This is a genomic window from Modicisalibacter muralis, from assembly GCF_900102945.1.
In the GTDB taxonomy this organism is placed as follows: domain Bacteria; phylum Pseudomonadota; class Gammaproteobacteria; order Pseudomonadales; family Halomonadaceae; genus Modicisalibacter; species Modicisalibacter muralis.
Genome location: NZ_FNGI01000001.1, coordinates 1 through 19,698 on the forward strand (window position 1 = coordinate 1; position 19,698 = coordinate 19,698).

The following is a 19,698-nucleotide window of genomic DNA, read 5'->3' on the forward strand; positions in this document are numbered from 1 at the left end:
CCGCGATCGTGGGACGGGGGCGTGGCCCGTGCGCGCAGCGACTGGATCAGGTGCAGCAGCGCCTGCAACGTCATGATCATCAGCGCGAGCATGATCATGCCCTTGGCCAGCGACGGAAACGGCGGGTTCCAGGAGGTCCCCGAGCGCTCCAGCGACCACTCGCCGAAGGGATTGTGGGCGGAGTCCCAGAACATCACGAAGGCGGCGTAACTCATCGCCACGCAGAAAACGAAGGTCACCAGGTCGTTGAAGCGGTCGAGCCAGCGCTTGAGCGACGGCCCGGCGCTGTCGTAGAGCACCCGCACGCGGATGTGCTTGTTGGCGGCCAGCGCCACCGGCCCACCGAGGGCGAAGGTCGCCGCGACCAGCATGACCACCGACTCGTGCACCCACGAGGTGGGCGAATCGAAGGCGTAGCGCATGATCACCTCGAAGACGCTGATCGCCATGGCGATGAACACCAGCCAGGCGGCGATGCGACCGCCGCGCACCACCAGGGCGTCGAAGGCGTTGCGCGCCGGGTCGGTTTCCTCGCCGGGTGGTTCGCCGGCCGTCCCGAGGACGATTTCATCGTCACCGGGCGCTACCTGATCGTCCTTGTAAAGCTTGGACATGATTCCTCCACGCGGCGTTGAATCACGCCGCGATGGTCAGAAGAAAAGGGTAAAGAGGCGGGGCCGATAACTCGGCCCCAACCATTCAGATCAAAGCATCAGAGCAGGTCGCGCGATTTCAGGAAGGAAGTCGCGGATTCGTAGACTTTCTGGGTCATTTCGTTCCTGCCGGCCCACTCCTTCCACTCCTTCTCGGCCGCTTGACGGAACTGCTTGCGTTCCTCGGCGGGCAGGTCGAAGGGATGCACGTCGGGGTCCGCCTTGAGTTCCCGCAGCGTCTCGATGTCCTGCTCCTGCAGGCTTGCGATCAAATCATAAGCCATGGCGTCGAAAGCGGTTTCCAGGGTGAGTTGCAGGCCCTCCGGCAAGCCGTCCCAGATCTCCTTGTTGATGGAAACGGCAATCATCGGCATGGAGTGAAAGCCCGGATACAGCGGGTAGGGGGCGAAGTCATGTATGCCCATGGCATCGTTGTTGGACAGCACCGTGGAATCGGCGGCATCGATCACGCCTTTTTCGAGCGCGGTATAGACCTCGGAGCCGGGCAGGTTGACCGGCGTGGCGCCGATGCGCTCGAAAATGTTGTAGACCATGCCTTGTGGGGCGCGGATCTTGAGCCCCTGGAAATCCTCGATGGACTCGATCGGCACCGTGGAAGGGATCGATTCCAGCGGGAAGGTGGCCGCCGAGATCAGATGCGTTCCGTACGGCTCGGACAGTTCGTTGTAGAGTTCTTCGCCGCCGCCTTGCTTCATGTACTCGAGGAAATCGTAGGGGTCGCTCCAGGCACCGACCAGATTGCCGAGCATACCGAAGGCCGGGTTCTGGCCCGAAAAGTAGCTGGGATCGGTCATGTGGCCCTGGAGAATGCCGGTACTGACCGCTTGCAGGGTTTCGGTGGGGCCGACCACCGAGTTGATCGGCATCACCTCGATTTCCACCCGGCCGTCGGTCATGACGCCAATTTTCTCGGCCCACTCCTGCTTGATCTTGAAGCTGGGCTCGCCGGCGGTTTCCGAGGCCTGGAACTTCCATTCGTATTCGGCTGCCCAGGCGCTGGACGCGCCGAGCAGCAGTACCGAACTGGTGGCGATGACGAGCTGTTTGAGTCTGATCATGATTGAGGCTCCATATAGCGTTTGTTGTTGTGCTGCGAGCTTGGGAACGTCGCCCTTAGGGCGTCAATGGCTTTCGCGAGGCACTGCCGCGCCCCGGCAGCCAATCAGGAAATCCAGGTCGGCGCCGGTATCGGCCTGCTGGACATGATCGATATAGAGTTTCTGGTAGCCACCATTCATGGCCGGCGGCGGTGCCTGCCAGATCTGGCGGCGGCGTTCGAGCTCGGCGTCGTCGACCAGCAGGTGCAGGCTGCGTCCGGTGACGTCGAGCTCGATCTCGTCGCCGTTTTGCACCAGTGCCAACGGGCCGCCCACCGAGGCTTCCGGGGCCACGTGCAGCACCACCGTGCCGAACGCGGTGCCCGACATGCGTGCATCGGAAATCCGCACCATGTCGCGCACGCCCTGTTCGAGCAGCTTGCTGGGCAGCGGCATGTTGCCAACCTCGGCCATGCCCGGATAACCCTTGGGCCCGGCGCCCTTGAGTACCATGATGCTGTCGGCGTCGATCTCGAGATCGGGGTCGTCGACGCGCGCCTTGTAGTCCTCGATGGTCTCGAAGACCACCGCGCGACCGCGATGCTGCATGAGTGCCTCGGTGGCGGCGGAAGGTTTGAGCACCGCGCCTTGCGGCGCCAGGTTGCCACGCAGCACGGCGATGCCGCCCTGCGGGGTGAGCGGATTGTCGCGACGGCGAATCACCTCATGATTGAAACATTCCGCCTTGGCCAGGTTCTCGCTGACGGTCTTGCCGTTGACGGTCAGGGCATCGCCGTGGAGCAGGTCCTCGATCTGCTTCATCAGCGCGGGCAGGCCGCCGGCGTAGCAGAAGTCTTCCATCAGGAAGCGTCCCGAGGGCATCAGGTCGAGCAGGCAGGGTACGTCGCGACCGTAGGTATCCCAGTCGTCGAGTGACAGCTCGACGCCCACGCGCCCGGCGATCGCCAGTAGGTGAATCACGGCATTGGTCGAGCCGCCGATGGCGCCATTGACGCGAATCGCATTCTCGAAGGCCTGGCGGGTCAGAATCTGCGAGAGCTTCATGTCCTCGCGGACCATCTCGACGATGCGCCGGCCGGTCATTCGCGCCAGGCGCCGGCGATGCGCGTCGACCGCTGGCCAGGTGGCGTTGCCGGGCAGGGCGACGCCTAGCGATTCGGCCATCGAGGCCATGGTCGAGGCGGTGCCCATGGTCATGCAGTGGCCAGGCGAGCGGTGCATGCCACTCTCGGCGGCGAAGAACTCTTCTTCGCTCATCTGGCCGCCGCGTACGTCCTCGGAGAACTTCCACACATCGGTGCCCGAACCCAGGGTGCGACCGCGAAAGCGCCCGTTGAGCATCGGCCCACCGGAAATCAGCGCGGTGGGCAGGTCGCAACTGGCCGCGCCCATCAGCAGCGATGGGGTGGTCTTGTCACAGCCGGCCATCAACACCACGCCATCGATGGGATTGGCGCGAATCGCCTCCTCGACATCCATCGAGGCGAGGTTGCGAAACAACATGGCGGTGGGGCGCAGGTTGGTCTCGCCGCAGGAGAACACCGGGAATTCGAACGGCTGGCCACCGGCCTCGATGACGCCACGCTTGATGTCCTCGGCCAGTTCGCGGAAATGCGCATTGCACGGGGTCAGCTCGGAGAAGGTGTTGCAGATGCCGATGATCGGGCGTCCATCGAAGGCATCGTCGGGCAGTCCGCTGTTCTTCATCCAGCTACGGTGCAGGAAGCCGTCGCGGTCGGTGCCGCCGAACCAGGATTGCGAACGAAGAGGGATGCGTTTGCCCATGTAAGGTGTCCTTGTCGTCTGTCATCGAGGCGAGTGCCTCGTGTATGTTGCAGGAATGCCTTTAAATGTTGAACATATAATAGTTATGTTCAACATATACTTTCGTCGCATTCAGCTTCGAAAGCACGCTCGGGGCTTTGGCATCGATTGAATAGGGCAGCAGGGCAGTGAGAACTGTCGTGCCTGGTAGCGGGTGGAATTACAGGAGATCGAGATGAAGCCGGGACTCGGCTTCATGCTCGGTTTACGGAGGGCAGTCGCTAAGCGATATCGAGATCGTGACCCAGCGAGGATTCCGGAGCGTCCAGGCCCAGCGCCTGGGCGGTGCCGGCAAGCACGGCCTGGGCAGCCAAAAAGGCATCGCGTGGGCGACGCGCACGAATGCTTTCCATCAATTGGCGATGACGTTCGAGACTATCCTCGGGGTCGGTGGCGCTGACGTTGGACATCGACACCAATAGATAGATGGATGGACGCAGGATATGCGAGAGCTGTGACCAGACGATGTTATGCGTGGCCTTGAAGATCGCGGCATGGAAGGCGACATCGTAGTCGCTATGCAGGCGCCGCTCCTCGGGGCAACTGGCATTATGCAGGTTCTGGCCCATGCCCTCGAAGGCTTCCTCGATGGCGACCAGGTCGCGTGCCGTGGCGCGCTTGGCGGCGGTCATGGCGACATAGGGCTCGACATCCAGGCGAAAGGCCAGGATCTCTCGTTGAATCTTGGGGTTGGGCGCGGCGTAGCGGGTCAGCCACTCGGTGACCAGTGGGTCGAGAATGTTCCACTCGGCATATTCGCGTACCTTGGAGCCGTGCCCCGAGATGCGCTCGATGATGCCCACGTCGACCAACTGGCGTAGATCGCTGCGCACGGCGGAGCGGTTGATGGCGAACTGCTCGCACAGGGCCAGTTCCTTGGGCACGAAATCGCCCGGTTGATAATCGCCGGAGAAGATGGCTTCGGCGAGGGCTTCGGCGACGTTCGGGCGTCGCGCGGGCTTGGGTGTTCTTGCCGTCACTAAAGAAATGTCCTGAAAGTTTTGCTATCAAGCTGCCATATGTCGGACATTTCGGCAATGCGGCATGCGCCGATCCCTGGTTGCCGGCGCATGCCGCCAGGGATCAGTTGCGCGACAGGCGTTCGCCCAGTGCCTGCATGAACGCCACGCCGGCCTCCAGCTGCGTTACCTCGAGATATTCATCGGGCTGGTGGGCCTGGGCGATGCTGCCCGGCCCGCAGATCACCGTAGGCAGGCCGGCGCGCTGAAACTGGCCGCCCTCGGTGGCGTAGGCCACTGCTTCGCTGGCGCGCTCGCCGAGCAGTTCGCGGCACAGATCCAAGGCAGCGGCGTTGTCGCGGTCGGCCAGCGCCGGCACGGTCTCGATCAGCTTCTGGGTGTGGATGGCAACCTGCGGCGCGCGTGCCTTGAGTTCGCCTTCGAGGCGTTCGCAGTACTCACCGAAGCGCTCGAAAACCGTCTCGAAGCTATCCTGCGGCAGGTGGCGGATCTCCCAATCGAAGTGACACTCCCGGGCCATGATGTTGATCGCCGTGCCGCCCTGGATCTTGCCGACATGCAGGCTGGAATGCGCGACGTTGAAGGCGTCGTCGATACGGCCCTCGGCGCGCAGTTCGGCCATGATGTCCTCGATCTTGGTGACCAGCCGGGCGGCGACATGCACCGCGCTGACACCCTGATTGACCTGGCTCGAATGCGCCTCGCGACCGGTGACCGTGGTGCGCAGGTTGGTGACGCCTTTCTGCGCCACCACCGGCGCCATCATGGTGGGTTCGCCGACGATCACCGCGTCGGGGCGTGGGTGGTCGGCCATCAAGCGCTCGATCAGTCGCGGCGCGCCAAGACAGCCCACTTCTTCGTCGTAGGAGAAGGCCAGATAGATCGGCCGTTTCAGGTCCTGCTCGACCCAGCTCGGTACCTGCGCCAGGGCACAGGCGATGAAGCCCTTCATGTCGCAGCTGCCACGCCCATAGAGGCGCCCATCGCCCTTGTCGATCAGGCTGAACGGGTCGCTGGACCATGGCTGGCCGTCGACCGGTACCACATCGGTATGCCCCGACAGCACCACGCCGCCGGCCACCGCCGGGCCGATACGCGCCAGCAGGTTGGCCTTGCTGCCGTCATCGTTCTCGACGCGCTGGCAGGGGATGTCGTACTCGGCCAGGGTGTCTTCGATGAAACGGATCAACTCGAGGTTGGAATCGCGCGAAACGGTGGCGAAACCGACCAATGTCTCGAGAAATTGTTGAGCGGATCGCACGGCTGAATTCTCCAGAGTCGTCGTCTTTTCGTCAGCCTAGCATGCCGGCTTGAGCGTAAGCAGGGCTTTTGACCGAGAAGCGTCGCTGCACCATCTTGTAGTGACGTTTTGATTTGCGAAGGAGCGATCCATGAGCAAGGTGCTGGTGATCTATTACTCGAGTTTTGGACACATCGAAACCATGGCCAAGGCCGTGGCCGAAGGCGCGCGCGGCGTGAGTGGCACCCAGGTCGACGTGTGCCGCGTGGCCGAACTGGTGCCCGATGACATCGCCGAGCGCTCGGGCTACAAACGCGACCAGGATGCGCCGCAGCTCGACGACCCCAACGCGCTGGTGGACTACGACGCGATCATCATCGGCACGCCAACCCGCTATGGCAACATGGCTTCGCAGATGCGCAATTTCTGGGACAAGACCGGCGGCATATGGGCCCAGGGCAAGCTGGTCGGCAAGGTCGGCAGCGCCTTTACCTCGACCGCCAGCCAGCACGGTGGCCAGGAAACCACGCTGACGTCCATTCATACCATGCTGTTTCATTTGGGCATGGTGGTGGTCGGCGTGCCGTACTCCTGCCAAGCATTGAGCGAGCTGAATGAAGTGTCCGGCGGCACGCCCTATGGTGCCACGACCATCGCCGGTGGCGACGCCAGTCGTCAGCCCAGTGACAACGAGTTGACCATCGCGCGCTTCCAGGGCCAGCACGTTGCCGAGTTGACGAGCAAGCTGGCGTCCTGAGGCGACGCCGATGCCACGCAGACCTGACCGCCGCCAAGGTCTGCGGTATGTTGATCCTGTCCCTTGGGTCTACAGTGGAACGCCAAACGATGACGGGTAAGCATAGCGACTCCATTTCCATGCCAGCGGCCGAGGTACTCGAGCGGTCGGCCAAGCTGAGCGATCGCGTCTATGCCGATATCGTCGAACACATCCTCAAGGGCGATTACAGCGAAGGCGAAAAGCTACCCTCGGAAGCCGAACTGGCGCGCATGAATCAGGTGTCGAGGCCGATCGTGCGCGAGGCGCTCGCCCGACTGAGAGACGACGGCCTGGTGCGCTCGCATCGCGGCGCGGGCAGTTTCGTCAAGCGTCGGCCGGATCGCGCCATGCTGGATTTCGCGCCGCTGGAAAGCCTGGCGGATATGCAGCGCTGTTTCGAGTTTCGAGCAGCGCTGGAAGGGGAGTCGGCACGCCTGGCGGCACAGAATGCCGATTCGTCGGCGATCCAGGATATCGAGCGTGCCCTGCAGCGCCTGGAAGCGTGCATTCATGCCGGCGAACTCGGGGTGGATGCCGACTTCGGCTTTCATCTGGCCGTGGCCCGAGCGAGCAACAACCGCTTCTTCAGCGACACCCTGCTGTCGCTGAAAGCGCAAATCAATTTCGGCCAGAACCTGGCACGCAACCTGGGCCTGCGTCGCCCCGGTCACCACTTGCCCGAAGTGCAGGAAGAACACGCCGGCATCTTCCATGCCATTCGCCAGGGCGACTCGGAACGGGCGAGCCAGCGCATGCGTGAGCATATCGGTAATTCCCGGCGGCGCGTCTTCGAAGGATGAGTCGCTGACGGCGAATGTCAAAAAACACTATTACTTTGACAACTCGTTACTCAAGCCGATAAGGATTTTCTGTAGTCGGTTAGTTATCCGTGGTTTTTTATATTTATATCAATAGATTAATTAGAGTTTTTATACTCATTTCATGAGACTTTCTACGTCTTTTTGATGGGAAAATCGCTTTTCATACGATCTTTGTCGCTGCCTGACGGTGTCCTTCGCCTGGCAAATTGACAGATTTTACAACTCTGCTAGCTTCGATTGAGAGGGTCGGTAGCTCGAAGCCAAGCGGATAACAACGACACGAGAGGTCCAGAGCCGCGGCTCAAGTACAAGAACATAGGAGAACGACATGAAGATCGCAGCGACTCAGTGGGTGGGTTCATTGTCTCTGTTAGTGGCCCTGGGAATGCCCGGCGTGGCATTCGCCGAATATCCCGAGCAGCCCATTACCTACACGATACCCTTCGATCCCGGTGGCGAATCGGATATCACCGCGCGTTTCCAGGAACCGCATCTCGAGGAAATTCTCGGCGTGAACGTCAATGTCACGCATCGCCCCGGTGGCGGTGGCGCGGTCGGGTGGAGCGAATTCCAGAATAGCGCCGAACCGACCGGCTACGAGTTGATCGGCGTGAACATCCCGCACATCATCGCCCAGCCGATCATGCGCACGAATGCCGGTTACGAAACCGATAACTGGAAAATCGTGATGTTCTATCACTTCACGCCCAATGCCTTGATCGTGCCCCAGGACAGTCCCTTCAAGACCCTCGATGATCTCGTCGCCTATGCCAAGGAGAACCCCGAGGCGGTCACGCTGGGCGGTAGCGGCACCTACAGCGCCAACCACCTGGGCGTGCTGCGCCTGGAGCGCGAGGCGGGTATCGACGTGACCTACATTCCCTTCACCGGGACCGGGCCACTGCCCGCCGCGGTGCAGGGCGGCCATGTCTCGGGGATCTTCAATTATTCGATGCTCGGCGTACAGATGGAGGACACCGCTCGCGTGCTGGCGGTGGCATCCGAGGAGCGAGTGCCGGCAATGCCGGACGTGCCGACCTTCAAGGAGCTTGGCTATGACCTGGTCGGTGGCGCCTATCGTGGCGTGGCCGTTCCCAAGGGTACGCCCGAAGAGGTCGTCACCAAACTCGAAAAGGCCTTCACCGAGGCCAACAAACGTATCACCGAGAAGCAGGAGCCGCTCGGTTTCGTCATGACCTATATCACCGATGAAGAAGTCGACAAGGTGATTCAGCAACTGAAGACCGCCTACCAGCCGATTCTAGAGGACGCCGAGGCTCAGTGAACTGATGCGAGACATCCCGCCCCTATCGGTCATGTGTCCCGTCAGGGGCGGGGCGGGACTGACGTTGGTACGTCGCGCATGAACGAAGGCATAAGCGAGGTCGGTTCATGGAGATGCTGGTAGAAGCCTTGATGTCGATTCTGACATTCAAGGGATTGATTACGATTCTGGTCGGCGTGACCGCGGGGTTGTTCATCGGCGCCTTGCCAGGGTTGACCGCCACGATGGCCTTGGCGGTGCTGCTGCCTTTCACCTTCACGATGGACGCCTTGCAGGGCCTGATGGCATTGGGCGCCGTCTACATGGGCGCGATCTATGGCGGTGCCTTCACTGCCATTCTGATTAATACACCAGGTACTCCTTCATCGATTGCCACGTGTTTCGATGGTTATCCGATGGCGCGTCAGGGGCGTGCCTACGAGGCATTGGCCGCCGCGACCATCGCTTCGGTCGTCGGGGGCATCGTCGGGGTGAGCTTCCTGCTCTTGCTGGCGCCGCCGCTTGCCCGGCTGGCCGTGGTATTCGGCCCGGCGGAGATGTTCTGGGTGGCGATGCTGGGCCTGACGCTGGTTGCCAGCCTGTCGAGCGGCTCGCTGCTCAAGGGGCTGATGGGCGGCTGTATCGGCATTCTGTTGAGCACGATCGGCGTTTCGCCGATCGGTGGCGAGACCCGCTTCATCTACGGCATTCCCGCATTGCAGGGTGGGATCACCTTGATCGTGGCATTGATTGGGCTGTTCGTGGTGCCGGAGGTTCTCTCGATGGCGGCCCAGGGGCGTGGCGCCCTGCCAGAGAGCGGCAAGCTCGAAGGTGGCGTTGGGGGTGCCATCCGCAAAATGGGCAGGCATATTTTCCTCAAGCCGGTCAATTTGATCCGATCCTGCATCATTGGCCAGATCATCGCGATCATTCCCGGGGCCGGCGGTAATGTCACCAGTCTGGTGGCCTACAACGAAGCGAAGCGGTTTTCCGGCAAGCCGGAGTCCTTCGGCAAGGGCAATGTCGATGGCGTGGTCGCCTCCGAATCGAGCAACAACGTGATGGTGGCGGGTAGCATGGTGCCGTTGCTGACGCTGGGCATTCCCGGCGCGCCGCCGGATGCGATCATTCTCGGGGTGTTGCTCATGCATGGCCTGCGCCCGGGTCTCGATCTATTCACCGAGACCGGCGTGCTGACCAATGGCTTCATTCTCTCGATGGGTTTCGCGGCGTTGTTCCTGTTGCCGGTCGGGCTACTTGGTGGACGGTTGATTCACCGAGTGGTCGTCAAGACCCCGTACTACTTCCTGTTGCCAAGTATCACCATGGTCACGATTCTCGGCACCTATGCCTTGCGTAACAGCTTTCTGGATGTCGGCCTCATGCTGCTGTTGGGCACGCTCGGGTATTTCCTGCGCTTGATCGGCCTTTACGCCGCGCCCATCGTGCTGGGCATGATTCTCGGTATCATCGCCGAAAAAGGTTATGTGCAGACCATGCTGATCTCCATAGCCGATCCCATTCCGTGGCTGGGCCTGGTCGAGAACCCCCTATCCAAGGTCCTGGTCGTTCTGGTCGTGCTCAGTGCCGCGACATCATTGCTGCCCGCCTGGCTGGAGCGTAGTGGCCGTATGGCCAAGGCGAATCCGGATAAGACAGGCTCCGACAAGGGCAGCCGTGAAGAGGAGAGCAAGCCATGATCGTGCGCCTCAATACCGATCTGGCCGCGGGCATCCTGGGCCTGGCGTTCGCCGCGATACTTTGGCTACCCCGCGAGGAACTGGGGCGGCTCAGCATCATCTTTCCGCGAGCCATGATCATCATTACCGTGCTGCTGGCGCTCACGCTGGTGATCAAGGCCTTCGTCAAACCCGCCGAGCGCCAAGTCGAGATCGAAGGCAGCCCATTACGCTTGATCATCGCTATCGCGGTGTTGTTCGCCTGGTGGTATGCGATCGGCATCTTGGGCTTTTTATTGGCAACGGCCATCGCCTTCTTCGGCTTCACCTGGTTTCTGGCCCGAATAGAGACGCCGGTATCGGCACGCCGCCTGGCAATGTGGGTGCCGATCATGGCGCTGCTGATCGGCGTGTTCTATCTGGCCTTTACCGAAATATTGAGTGTCAGGCTACCGACCGGAAGCCTCTGGTCCTGATGTGTTCTGCCATAAGAGAAGCCGCATGAAAATTACCGATATCAGGGAGGCGCGAGTGTCCATCGCCTCCGAGATCGCCAATGCCTATATTTCCTTCGCCAAGATGGATGTGTCGATACTGGCGATCTATACGGACGTCACTATCGATGGCCGCCAGGTCGTAGGCTATGGCTTCAACTCGAACGGGCGTTATGCGCAGAGTGGCCTGCTGCGCGAGCGTTTTCTTCCGCGCTTGCGCGAGGCGCCGGCGGCCTCGTTGCTGGATGACAGCGGCAACAATCTGGACCCGTTCCGGGTCTGGAGCATCGTGATGGCCAATGAAAAACCGGGTGGTCACGGCGAGCGTTCGGTGGCGGTGGGCATCATCGACATGGCGATATGGGACATCGTCGCCAAGGTCGAGAATCGGCCACTGGCCGAGGTGCTGGCCGAGCGCCACGGCGACGGCACGCCCGATGCGGATGTCTCGGTCTACGCCGCCGGCGGTTACTACTACCCGGACGACGAGCACCACCGTTTGCGCGACGAGATGCGCGGCTATCTCGATCAGGGCTACATCGAAACCAAAATGAAGATCGGCGGCGTACCGCTGAACGAGGATCTACGGCGTGTCGAGGCGGCGCTCGAGGTGGTTGGCGATCCTTCGCGCCTGGCGGTGGATGCCAATGGCCGCTTCGATACCGCGACGACGCTGGAGTTCGCCGAGGGGTTGGCGCCCTATGGATTGCGCTGGTTCGAGGAGGCCGGCGACCCGCTCGACTACGCGCTGCAACGTCGGCTCTGCGAGTCTTATGCGGGCCCTACGGCGACCGGTGAGAACCTGTTCTCGCATCAGGACGTGCGCAATCTGTTGCGCCACGCCGGCATGCGTGCCGACCGCGATATCCTGCAGATGGACCCGGTGCTTTCCTACGGGCTGGTCGAGTACCTGCGCATGCTCGATGAGCTGCGCATTCGCGGCTGGTCGCCGCGCCGCTGCATTCCGCATGGCGGGCACCAGTTCGCGCTGAATATCGCTGCGGGGCTGGGGCTGGGCGGCAACGAATCCTATCCGCACGTTTTCGCGCCCTTCGGTGGCTTCGCCGATTCCACGCCGATCGAAAATGGCCGCGTGCGCTTGCCGCGCGTGCCGGGTATCGGCTTCGAGGACAAGCGCGAGTTGATGGAGGTGTTCGAGAAGCACTTCTAGCGCATCGCCACGCTGACTCGGCTGGCGCCGTTGCCGGCGGGTTCGACGCGAATCTGCAGCGCGATGCGTTCGTGCATCTCCTGCACGTGCGAGATCACCCCGACGCGCCGCCCCTGGGCCTGCAGGCCGTCGAGGGCGTCCATCGCCAGCGCCAGCGATTGCGGGTCGAGGCTGCCAAAACCTTCGTCGATGAACAGCGATTCGATGCGCAGTTGCCCCGAGGCCATTGACGCCAGGCCCAGCGCCAACGCTAGCGAGACCAGGAAGGTTTCGCCGCCGGATAGCGAGTGCACCGAGCGCCGTTCGTCGCCCATGTCGCCATCGATGACCAACATGCCCAACTCGCTGCCACCACGTACCAGCCGGTAGCGGCGCGACAGCGTGGCCAGATGGGCGTTGGCGTGCTCCAGCAACTGCTCCAGGTTGTAGGCCTGGGCGATGCGTCGGAAGGCCTTGCCATCCGCCGAGCCGATCAACTCGCTGATACTGCCCCAGCGGCGGTGCTCGGCTCGGGCCGCCTCCAGCTTGGCCTGGCTTTCTCGTTGGCGTTCGCGCCTGCCGTCGTCGTCGCGCAGGACGTGGGCGGCTTCGTCGCGATGCGCCTGGGCCGTGTCGAGACGTGGCGCGAGTGCTTCGCGCTCGCCGGCCAGCGCGTCCCGTAGTCGCTGGATCTTGGCTTCCGCTTCGCCCCCCAGCAGCGCCTCGTCGTCTTCCCCGCGCTCGGCCAGCTCCTGGTCGCGGCGATGGGCGATCAGCGCCTGGCGGCGCTCGGCCAGGGTGGCGCTGGCTTGCTGGCGGGCCTGCTCAGCGTCAATCAGCGCCCGTTCCTGGCGGCTGGCCTCGTCGTCGGACTGGGCCAGCAACCTCGCCAGGGCGGCATCGCTCAGTTCAGGATGCGCCCCGCGCCACTCGGTCAGTTCGCGATCCAGGGTGCTGCGCTCCTCGCGTAGCCCGGTGAGGCGGTCATCCTCGTAGCGCGCCTGCTGGGCGAGGCGTTGCTGATTCTGCTGGGCCTCATGGAGCCTGGCCAGCGCCGCATCCCGCACCTGGCGGGCACTGTCCTGGCGGGCGTCGAGGTGCCGCTGCCAGACGTCTGGCGAGGCGTGGTCGCCGAGCAGGTCCTCGAGGCGCGCGGCGATCGCGTCGCGCTCGCCGCGCAGCGGCGGGAGCCGCTCGGCCAGGCTAGCCAATTCCTGGTCGAGGCCGGATTGCTGGGTGTCGAGTTGGGTGAGCGTCAGCTCGATCTGGCGTAGTGCCTCCTCCAGCGGTGCCAGTTCGGTCTCGGCACGGGTCAGTTCGTTGAGGGTCCGTTCCTGTTGCGCCCGCGTGGCTTCGGCTTCCTGGCGCTGGTGCGCCAGCCAGGCGTTTCGTTCGGCGGCATCGATGGCGTTCAGCTCGTCGTGCAGCGGATGGTCGTCGAGTGCCCGACGGGTCTTGGTCCCGCGATGCTCGGCATCCTCGAGGTCCTGGCGTCGCTGACGCAGCGATGCTTCCAGGGCGCGGTACTGGCCCAGGAGGTCGTCGCGTTGCTGTTGGGCCTGGTCCCGCTCTTGCTGCGCCTGGGTGAGTTGGCGCTCCTCTTCCGCCTGTTGGGCGGCGAGTTGCGCGGATTCCGGTGTGGTCGGCGGGTGATGGCGCCAGGGGTGGTCGAGGCCGCCGCACACCGGGCAGGGCTCGCCGCTCTGCAGGCCCTCGCGCAGCTTCGCGACGCTTTCGCTGCGCACCGCGCGGCTGCGCTCGACCAGTTCGAGGATCGTCCGGTGGCGGCCGTCCGTGTCATCGAGGCGCCGGCGCGCGGCCTGACCTTGCGAGACCAGCTCTTCGAGTCGCCGCTCGTCCTCCGTCAGGCGTTCCTTTAGCGTGCGCAGCGCCTGGTCGGCGCGGTGGGCCTCCTGCCAGCGGCTTTCCAGCTCGCCCAGTGCCAGGCGGCGTTGGGCGGCACGATCATGGGCTCTTTGGGCTTCCCGACGGGTGTCTTCCAGCCGCTCGTGATCGCCCATCAACTGGCGCAAGGTGGCCTGCCAGCGGTCGTGCTGTTGGCGCTGTCGTTGCTGTTCCTCGCCCGCTTGTCGGCGCTGCGTGGCCAGCTCATCCGCCTGCCTGCGGCGCTCGGTGTGGGTGTTTTCGAGCTCCGCCAGTTGGTGTTCCCGGGTGGCAAGCCGTTGGGCCTGGTCGCGGGCCTGGCGCAACATGGGCTCGGCCTGTTGGCGAGCCGTTTCGGCCTGAGAGAGGGCTTGTTCCGCCTGATCGCGTTCATGCGCAGCGGTTCGGTGCGTGACCTTAGCGTGTTCCAGGGCCTCACGCGTTTGGGTGTGTGTCACCTCGAGACGGGCGATCTCGCCAGGCAGCTCGGCCTGGCGAGTCAGGCGGTGGCGCTGGGGCGCGAGCAGACGGCGCCACTCGTGGTCGGCGCGGGCGGGGGCCAGGTCCTGCCATCGATCCTCGGCGTCTCGCTGCCGGTCGCCCCCCTCAGCGTGGGCTTCGCGCAGCTTGGTATCCGTGGCGTGCCACTGCGCTCGGGTGTCCAGGCGCTTGGCGTGCCGCAGCACGTCTTCCAGCTCACCCTGGGCGAGCTGGGCATGTCGCTCGAGCTCGGCACGGGCTTCGGGCTCGGCGGGCAAGTCGTCGGCGAGCCTGGCTTCCCATTGCTCGACAATCTGTTTCGCATCGCGGGCGCGGCGATAAGCGGCGATCGAGATTTGCGAGTATTCACCGGTCGCGGTGAGCTTTTCCAGCAGTTCGCTGCGGGCGTTGTCGTCGGCGGTGAGAAAGGCCGCGAATTCACTTTGCGCAAGCAGCACCGCGCGGGTGAACTGGTCGAAATTCAGCCCCAGGCGCTCGGGCAGCAGGCGCTCGAATTCACGCTTCTGGGCGGTCAACAGGCGTTGGTCGTCGAGGTCGGTCAACGACTGCTCGGCGGCCTGAAGTCGGCCATCGTGGCGGTCGCGGGCGCGCCGCACGGCCCAGCGGGCGCGATAACGATGCTGGTCGCGACCGACGAAATCGACCTCGGCGAAGCCGCTGGCGCAACCCCGACGCAGCAAGGTGCGGGCATCGGCGGTAGCCAGCGTGGCATCGCCGACATCGGACAACTGCGAATCGCGATTCGGCGCGTGGCGCAGCCGTGGGGTATTGCCGTACAACGCCAGGCACAGGGCGTCGAGCAGTGTGCTCTTGCCGGCGCCGGTGGGGCCGGTAATCGCGAACAATCCTTGATCGGCAAGCGGCGCGGCGGTGAAATCGATCTCGTGGAAACCGGCCAGCGAGGCGAGGTTTTCCAGACGAATGGCGAGGATCTTCATGGTTCGAGGTCCTCGGCATCGTGAAGCGTCTGTAGCAAATCATCGAAATCGCTGAGTATCGCGGCTGTCGGCGGGCTGCCGTAACGTTCTTGCCAGGCGCGTTTGAACAGCGCGCGGGGGCCGAGGCTATCGAGCGTCACGCGCTTTGCGCCATCGCTGCGCTGGGCATCGGGAAAGCGGGTATGAATGCGCAGCAGGCGTAGCGGTTTGCCGTCGAGAGCGGCTTCGATGCGTGCGCGCAGATCGGGGCAGGGCGCGTCGAGATCGACCCTGACCTCGAGCCACGGCCAGCGTTCGCGCTCGAGCGTGGCGTCTTCGTCGAGACGCTCGAGCTCACTGAGTGCGCCGTCGAGTGGCAACGGACCCACCCGGCGCAGTTCCACCGCGCGCGGAATCGGCAGCGATTCGATACCGGCCAGGCGTTCGCCATCGAGCGTCACTTCGACGACTTGATGCGGGTAGTTGCTCTCGGAGAAATCCATCGGCAGCGGCGTGCCGCTGTAACGAATCCGCGCCTCGCCGACCTGTTGCGGGCGGTGCAGGTGACCGAGTGCGACATAGGCGATATCCTCGGGAAACAGGCTCGCCGGTAGCGACTCCTCGCCGCCGATGACGATGGGCCGCTCGCTGTTCTCCGAGACGCTTGCGCCCTGCAGGTGGGCATGGCTCATGGCGATCAACGCCTGGCCGGCCCGGCGCTCGGCGCGCGCCGCGTCGATCAGCTCGCGATGCACGCGAGCGATGCCAGCGACATAATCGTCGATGCCGCCGCCGGTGACTTCGGCGGGGCGCAGGAACGGCAGCGCCAGGCACCAGGCGCCGACGTCGCCTTTGGCATCATGCAGCGGGATCAACAAGTGCTCGGCATCCAGCCGGCCATCGTCCTGCCAGCTCACCCGGCCACGGGCATGGGTGTGCAGGCGCTGCATCAGCGGTGCCGGCAGCTCGATACGCGAGCCGCTGTCGTGATTGCCGGCGATCATCACGATTTCGAGCCGTGGCAGGCGCTCGTGGGCGGTGACGATGAAATCGTAGAGCAATTGCTGGGCGCGCAGCGAGGGATTGACCACATCGAAAATGTCGCCGGCGATCAGCAGCGCGTCGGGGCGCCGTGAATCGAGGGTGTCGAGCAACCAGGTCAGAAAGGCCTGATGTTCGACATGGCGCTCCTGGCCATGAAAGGTCTGGCCGAGATGCCAGTCGGCGGTGTGGATCAGCTTCACGTCTTGCTCCTAGGATAGGCCACCAGTGTATCGTCCAAGCCCTTCTATGCTGAAACAACAAATTTACGATCGGTAATGTCGACCATGCGCCAACCGCTGCACGACTGGACACTGACCCCGCAGCAAGCCATCGACCTGCAACGCCACCTGGCGCCACGCGCCGAGCGCAGCGACCGTCTCGGCGAGGTGCACATCATCGCCGGTGTCGATATCGGCTTCGAAGACGACGGCACGACCACGCGCGCCGCCGTGGTGCTGTTGAGCTGGCCTGAACTCGTGCCGATCGAGGAGGTCGTGCACCGCGAGCCGACCCGCATGGCGTATATTCCCGGGTTGTTGTCGTTTCGCGAGATTCCTGCCGCCTTGCGCGCCTTCGAGCGCTTGTCGCAGAGCCCTGATCTGGTGATGGTCGATGGCCAGGGGATCGCCCACCCGCGACGCTTGGGCGTGGCTTCGCATCTGGGGTTGTGGCTGGATCTGCCGACCGTGGGGGTGGCGAAAAAGCGCCTGTGCGGTGGCCATGGCGAGGTACCCGAGCCGCGCGGAGAGTGGACGCCGCTGACCGATCGGCGCCGCAAGGAGGACCCTGCCGATGTGGCGCTGGACGCCGAAGGCCGTGTCACTATCGGCGCCATGCTGCGCAGCCGCGAGGGCGTCAAGCCGATCGTCGTTTCGCCCGGGCATCGGATCAGTCAGACGACCGCCCTGGAATGGGTGATCGCCTGCCTGGGTCGCACCAAGCTGCCTGAGCCGACCCGTCTGGCGGATCGGCTGGCTTCGCGGCGCGGCCAGCGCTTCAAGCATGAGCGCATGCAAGGCGAGCTGGGAATCGGCGAGTAGAATGCGGCGCTCAGACGATATCCAGCGACACCTTGCGGCCCGGCGACGGAAACGCCGCATCGAGGCGCGCCAGGGCCGCGTCATCGAGGTCGAGTTCCAGCGCGGCGGCGTTCTGCTCGACGTGGCTTGGCTGTACGGCTTTGGGAATGGCGATAACGTTACGCTGGCCTTCCGCCGGACGGGTGGCCCAGGCCAGCAGCACCTGCGCCGGAGTGGCATTTAGCGCTTCGGCGACGGCAGCGACGTCTGGGTGGCCGAGCAGCTCGCGACGCAGCTTTCCGCCCTGGGCGAGAGGACAGTAGGCCATGGTCGGCAGGCCCCGCTCGCGCTGCCAGGGTAGCAAGCTGTGTTCGATGCCGCGCGAGCCCAGATGATAGAGCACCTGATTGACGGCGCAGCGCGCGCCGCCGGGGAGGCCGGTCAGCGCCTGCATGTCATCGATATCGAAGTTGGACACGCCGAAGCGGCGAATCTTGCCTTGCTCGCGCAGGCGCTCGAAGGCTTCGAGGGTTTCCGCGAGAGGAATGCCGCCAGGCCAATGCAACAGGTAAAGGTCCAGGTAATCGGTGCCGAGCCGTTTCAGGCTGCGCTCGCAGGCGTCGATGGCGCTGTCGCGCCCGGCGTTCCAAGGGTAGACCTTGGAAACCAGGAAGGCGCGGTCACGGCGCCCGTGAAGCGCTTCGCCGACGACCTCCTCGGCGCCACCGTCGCCGTACATCTCGGCGGTGTCGATCAGCGTCAGGCCCAGTTCCAGGCCTTGTTGCAAGGCGCGGACTTCCTCATGGCGAGGTGTCAGACCCTCGCCCATGTACCAGGTGCCCTGGCCGATGGCCGGCAGTGCGATGGCGGGCTCATCGCCGTCGGCGGCGAGGGTGACGCGAGGAATGTCATCTCGGAACATGCTAGGCTCGCTTATATGGAAATGTATTCCATTTGACTCTGGGCGGTATGCCGCGAATTTTCAATACCGTGCTTCAGCCCATTCACGCAGGTAGTTTCCACTGGCAGATTGCCATGACCGATGCCGTCGACAGCCTCCATCGGACCCGTGCCTGGGTCGAGAATTTCGTGGTCGGCCTGGATATCTGCCCCTTCGCCCGGCGCGAACTCGAACGCGACAGTATTCGCTACGTCCCGGTATCGGCGGCTTCGCCCGAGCAGGCATTGCTGGCACTGATCGACGAATGCCAGCGACTCGATAGCGACGCCAGTATAGAAACTACGCTGGTCGTGCTGACCGACGGCGCGGAGGTTTTCGACGACTATCTCGATCTGCTGGGGCTGGCCGAGGCATTGCTCGACGATCAGGGCTATGAGGGGGTCTATCAACTGGCCAGTTTTCATCCCGATTACTGCTTCGATGGTGTCGCCGAGGACGACCCCGCCAATTACACCAACCGTTCGCCGCACCCGATGCTGCATTTATTGCGCGAGGCGGGCGTGGAGCAGGCGTTGTCTCGCTTCGCCCACCCCGAGCGGATTCCCGAACGCAACGTCGAGACGCTGAGGCGCCTGGGAAATCGGGCGCTGGCCGAACGACTGCTCGCCTGTTGTCGGTCGACTGGCGGGCGGTGACCATCCATGCCTTGAAACACCGCGCCGCATGCCGCATCAATCAAGGAGGTGAGACGGATTGTTCACGACGCCGACATCGCTTCTCGCTTCGATAGGCGATGTCTCAGAGGGTGTTTACAAAAGTCACGAGCGACGGCCAGACAAGGCGAAATCGGGCGAAGAAGCGGAGTTTACAAACGGTAAATGAGCATTTTTGAGCACGATTTCAACGCAGAATGGGCGAGCGCAGTAATTTGTAAGCACCCTCTCAGCGGGAAGTGGCGGCCAGCGACTATAGTCAATTGTGGGATGGGTGGCCCGCCGGGCCGCCTTGGCAAGCCGACGTAAAGGAGACGTTATGAGCATCGAGAAGAAAGGATCCGCCGAATGGCAGGGTAGCCTGAAGCAGGGCAAGGGAACGGTTTCCACCGAGAGTGGCGCGCTCAAGCAAATTCCCTATGGCTTCAATACGCGTTTCGAGGGGCAGGCCGGCACCAACCCCGAGGAATTGATCGGCGCGGCGCATGCCAGTTGCTATTCGATGGCGCTGTCGATGATTCTGGGCGAGGCGGATCTCGAAGCGGAGAGCATCAAGACCGAAGCCACGGTGACGCTGAAAGAGGACGATGGCGGATTCACGATTTCCGCCATTCATCTTGACACTACCGCCAGAATTCCCGGCGCCGATCAGGCCAAGTTCGACGAAGCGGCCAATAAGGCGAAGGAGGGCTGTCCGGTCTCCAAGCTATTCAAGGCCGAGATTACCCTGGACGCCAAACTCGAGAGTTGATATCGC

Annotated in this window: 17 protein-coding genes; 9 read left to right on the forward strand and 8 right to left on the reverse strand. The window is 63.5% G+C overall.

What is annotated here, in order from left to right:
* The 5 genes from BLR92_RS00005 to argE all read right to left on the reverse strand — a co-directional run.
* Positions 1–614, reverse strand: a 614-nt coding sequence (locus BLR92_RS00005; RefSeq protein ID WP_139171548.1) for a TRAP transporter small permease subunit, incomplete at its 3' end; no start/stop codon positions are given.
* A 98-nt stretch (positions 615–712) separates the two neighbouring features.
* Positions 713–1,732 carry a TRAP transporter substrate-binding protein gene (locus BLR92_RS00010; protein ID WP_089724292.1) on the reverse strand — a complete coding sequence of 340 codons (1,020 nt, stop codon included), beginning with the start codon at positions 1,730–1,732 and terminating at the stop codon, positions 713–715.
* Between the two features lie 63 nt (positions 1,733–1,795).
* On the reverse strand, positions 1,796–3,517 hold the full coding sequence (locus BLR92_RS00015; protein ID WP_089724294.1) for an IlvD/Edd family dehydratase: 1,722 nt from the start codon (positions 3,515–3,517) through the stop codon (positions 1,796–1,798).
* A 260-nt stretch (positions 3,518–3,777) separates the two neighbouring features.
* Positions 3,778–4,536, reverse strand: coding sequence for a FadR/GntR family transcriptional regulator (locus BLR92_RS00020; protein WP_089724296.1), 759 nt, complete (start codon positions 4,534–4,536; stop codon positions 3,778–3,780).
* Positions 4,537–4,639: 103 nt separating this feature from the next.
* Positions 4,640–5,797, reverse strand: coding sequence for an acetylornithine deacetylase (gene argE, locus BLR92_RS00025; protein WP_089724298.1), 1,158 nt, complete (start codon positions 5,795–5,797; stop codon positions 4,640–4,642).
* 130 nt (positions 5,798–5,927) lie between these two features.
* On the opposite strand from argE, the gene wrbA reads away from it, so the two are divergent.
* From wrbA to BLR92_RS00055, 6 genes are all read left to right on the forward strand, one after another.
* Positions 5,928–6,533: an NAD(P)H:quinone oxidoreductase gene (wrbA, locus tag BLR92_RS00030; protein WP_089724300.1), complete on the forward strand. Its 606-nt coding sequence runs from the start codon at positions 5,928–5,930 to the stop codon at positions 6,531–6,533.
* An 89-nt stretch (positions 6,534–6,622) separates the two neighbouring features.
* Positions 6,623–7,354: a FadR/GntR family transcriptional regulator gene (locus tag BLR92_RS00035; RefSeq protein ID WP_175488683.1), complete on the forward strand. Its 732-nt coding sequence runs from the start codon at positions 6,623–6,625 to the stop codon at positions 7,352–7,354.
* Positions 7,355–7,703: 349 nt separating this feature from the next.
* The gene (locus BLR92_RS00040; RefSeq protein WP_089724304.1) at positions 7,704–8,660 is read left to right on the forward strand and encodes a Bug family tripartite tricarboxylate transporter substrate binding protein; all 957 of its coding nucleotides are present in this window, start codon (positions 7,704–7,706) and stop codon (positions 8,658–8,660) included.
* A 107-nt stretch (positions 8,661–8,767) separates the two neighbouring features.
* Positions 8,768–10,339, forward strand: a complete 1,572-nt coding sequence (locus BLR92_RS00045; RefSeq protein WP_089724306.1) for a tripartite tricarboxylate transporter permease — start codon at positions 8,768–8,770, stop codon at positions 10,337–10,339.
* Entirely contained in the window at positions 10,336–10,794 is a 459-nt protein-coding gene (locus tag BLR92_RS00050; RefSeq protein ID WP_089724308.1) for a tripartite tricarboxylate transporter TctB family protein, read from the forward strand. The genes BLR92_RS00045 and BLR92_RS00050 overlap by 4 nt, the downstream gene beginning before the upstream one ends.
* 25 nt (positions 10,795–10,819) lie before the next feature.
* The gene (locus BLR92_RS00055; protein ID WP_089724311.1) at positions 10,820–11,983 is read left to right on the forward strand and encodes a mandelate racemase/muconate lactonizing enzyme family protein; all 1,164 of its coding nucleotides are present in this window, start codon (positions 10,820–10,822) and stop codon (positions 11,981–11,983) included.
* Here the strand turns inward: BLR92_RS00055 and BLR92_RS00060 are convergent.
* Both BLR92_RS00060 and BLR92_RS00065 read right to left on the reverse strand, forming a co-directional pair.
* Positions 11,980–15,285 carry an AAA family ATPase gene (locus tag BLR92_RS00060; protein WP_089724313.1) on the reverse strand — a complete coding sequence of 1,102 codons (3,306 nt, stop codon included), beginning with the start codon at positions 15,283–15,285 and terminating at the stop codon, positions 11,980–11,982. The two genes, BLR92_RS00055 and BLR92_RS00060, sit on opposite strands and share 4 nt — an antisense overlap.
* Positions 15,282–16,508, reverse strand: a complete 1,227-nt coding sequence (locus BLR92_RS00065) for an exonuclease SbcCD subunit D C-terminal domain-containing protein (RefSeq protein WP_089724315.1) — start codon at positions 16,506–16,508, stop codon at positions 15,282–15,284. The genes BLR92_RS00060 and BLR92_RS00065 overlap by 4 nt, the downstream gene beginning before the upstream one ends.
* A gap of 84 nt (positions 16,509–16,592) precedes the next feature.
* Between BLR92_RS00065 and nfi the strand changes: the two genes are divergently transcribed.
* Entirely contained in the window at positions 16,593–17,348 is a 756-nt protein-coding gene (nfi, locus tag BLR92_RS00070) for a deoxyribonuclease V (RefSeq protein WP_089725894.1), read from the forward strand.
* A 10-nt stretch (positions 17,349–17,358) separates the two neighbouring features.
* Here the strand turns inward: nfi and BLR92_RS00075 are convergent, their stop codons facing one another.
* On the reverse strand, positions 17,359–18,249 hold the full coding sequence (locus BLR92_RS00075) for an aldo/keto reductase (RefSeq protein WP_089724317.1): 891 nt from the start codon (positions 18,247–18,249) through the stop codon (positions 17,359–17,361).
* 113 nt (positions 18,250–18,362) lie between these two features.
* On the opposite strand from BLR92_RS00075, the gene BLR92_RS00080 reads away from it, so the two are divergent.
* Positions 18,363–18,923: a DUF1415 domain-containing protein gene (locus tag BLR92_RS00080; RefSeq protein ID WP_089725896.1), complete on the forward strand. Its 561-nt coding sequence runs from the start codon at positions 18,363–18,365 to the stop codon at positions 18,921–18,923.
* Between the two features lie 337 nt (positions 18,924–19,260).
* Positions 19,261–19,692 (forward strand): OsmC family protein, encoded by a 432-nt coding sequence (locus BLR92_RS00085; protein ID WP_089724319.1) that lies wholly within the window; start codon positions 19,261–19,263, stop codon positions 19,690–19,692.
* Positions 19,693–19,698 lie beyond the last annotated feature (6 nt).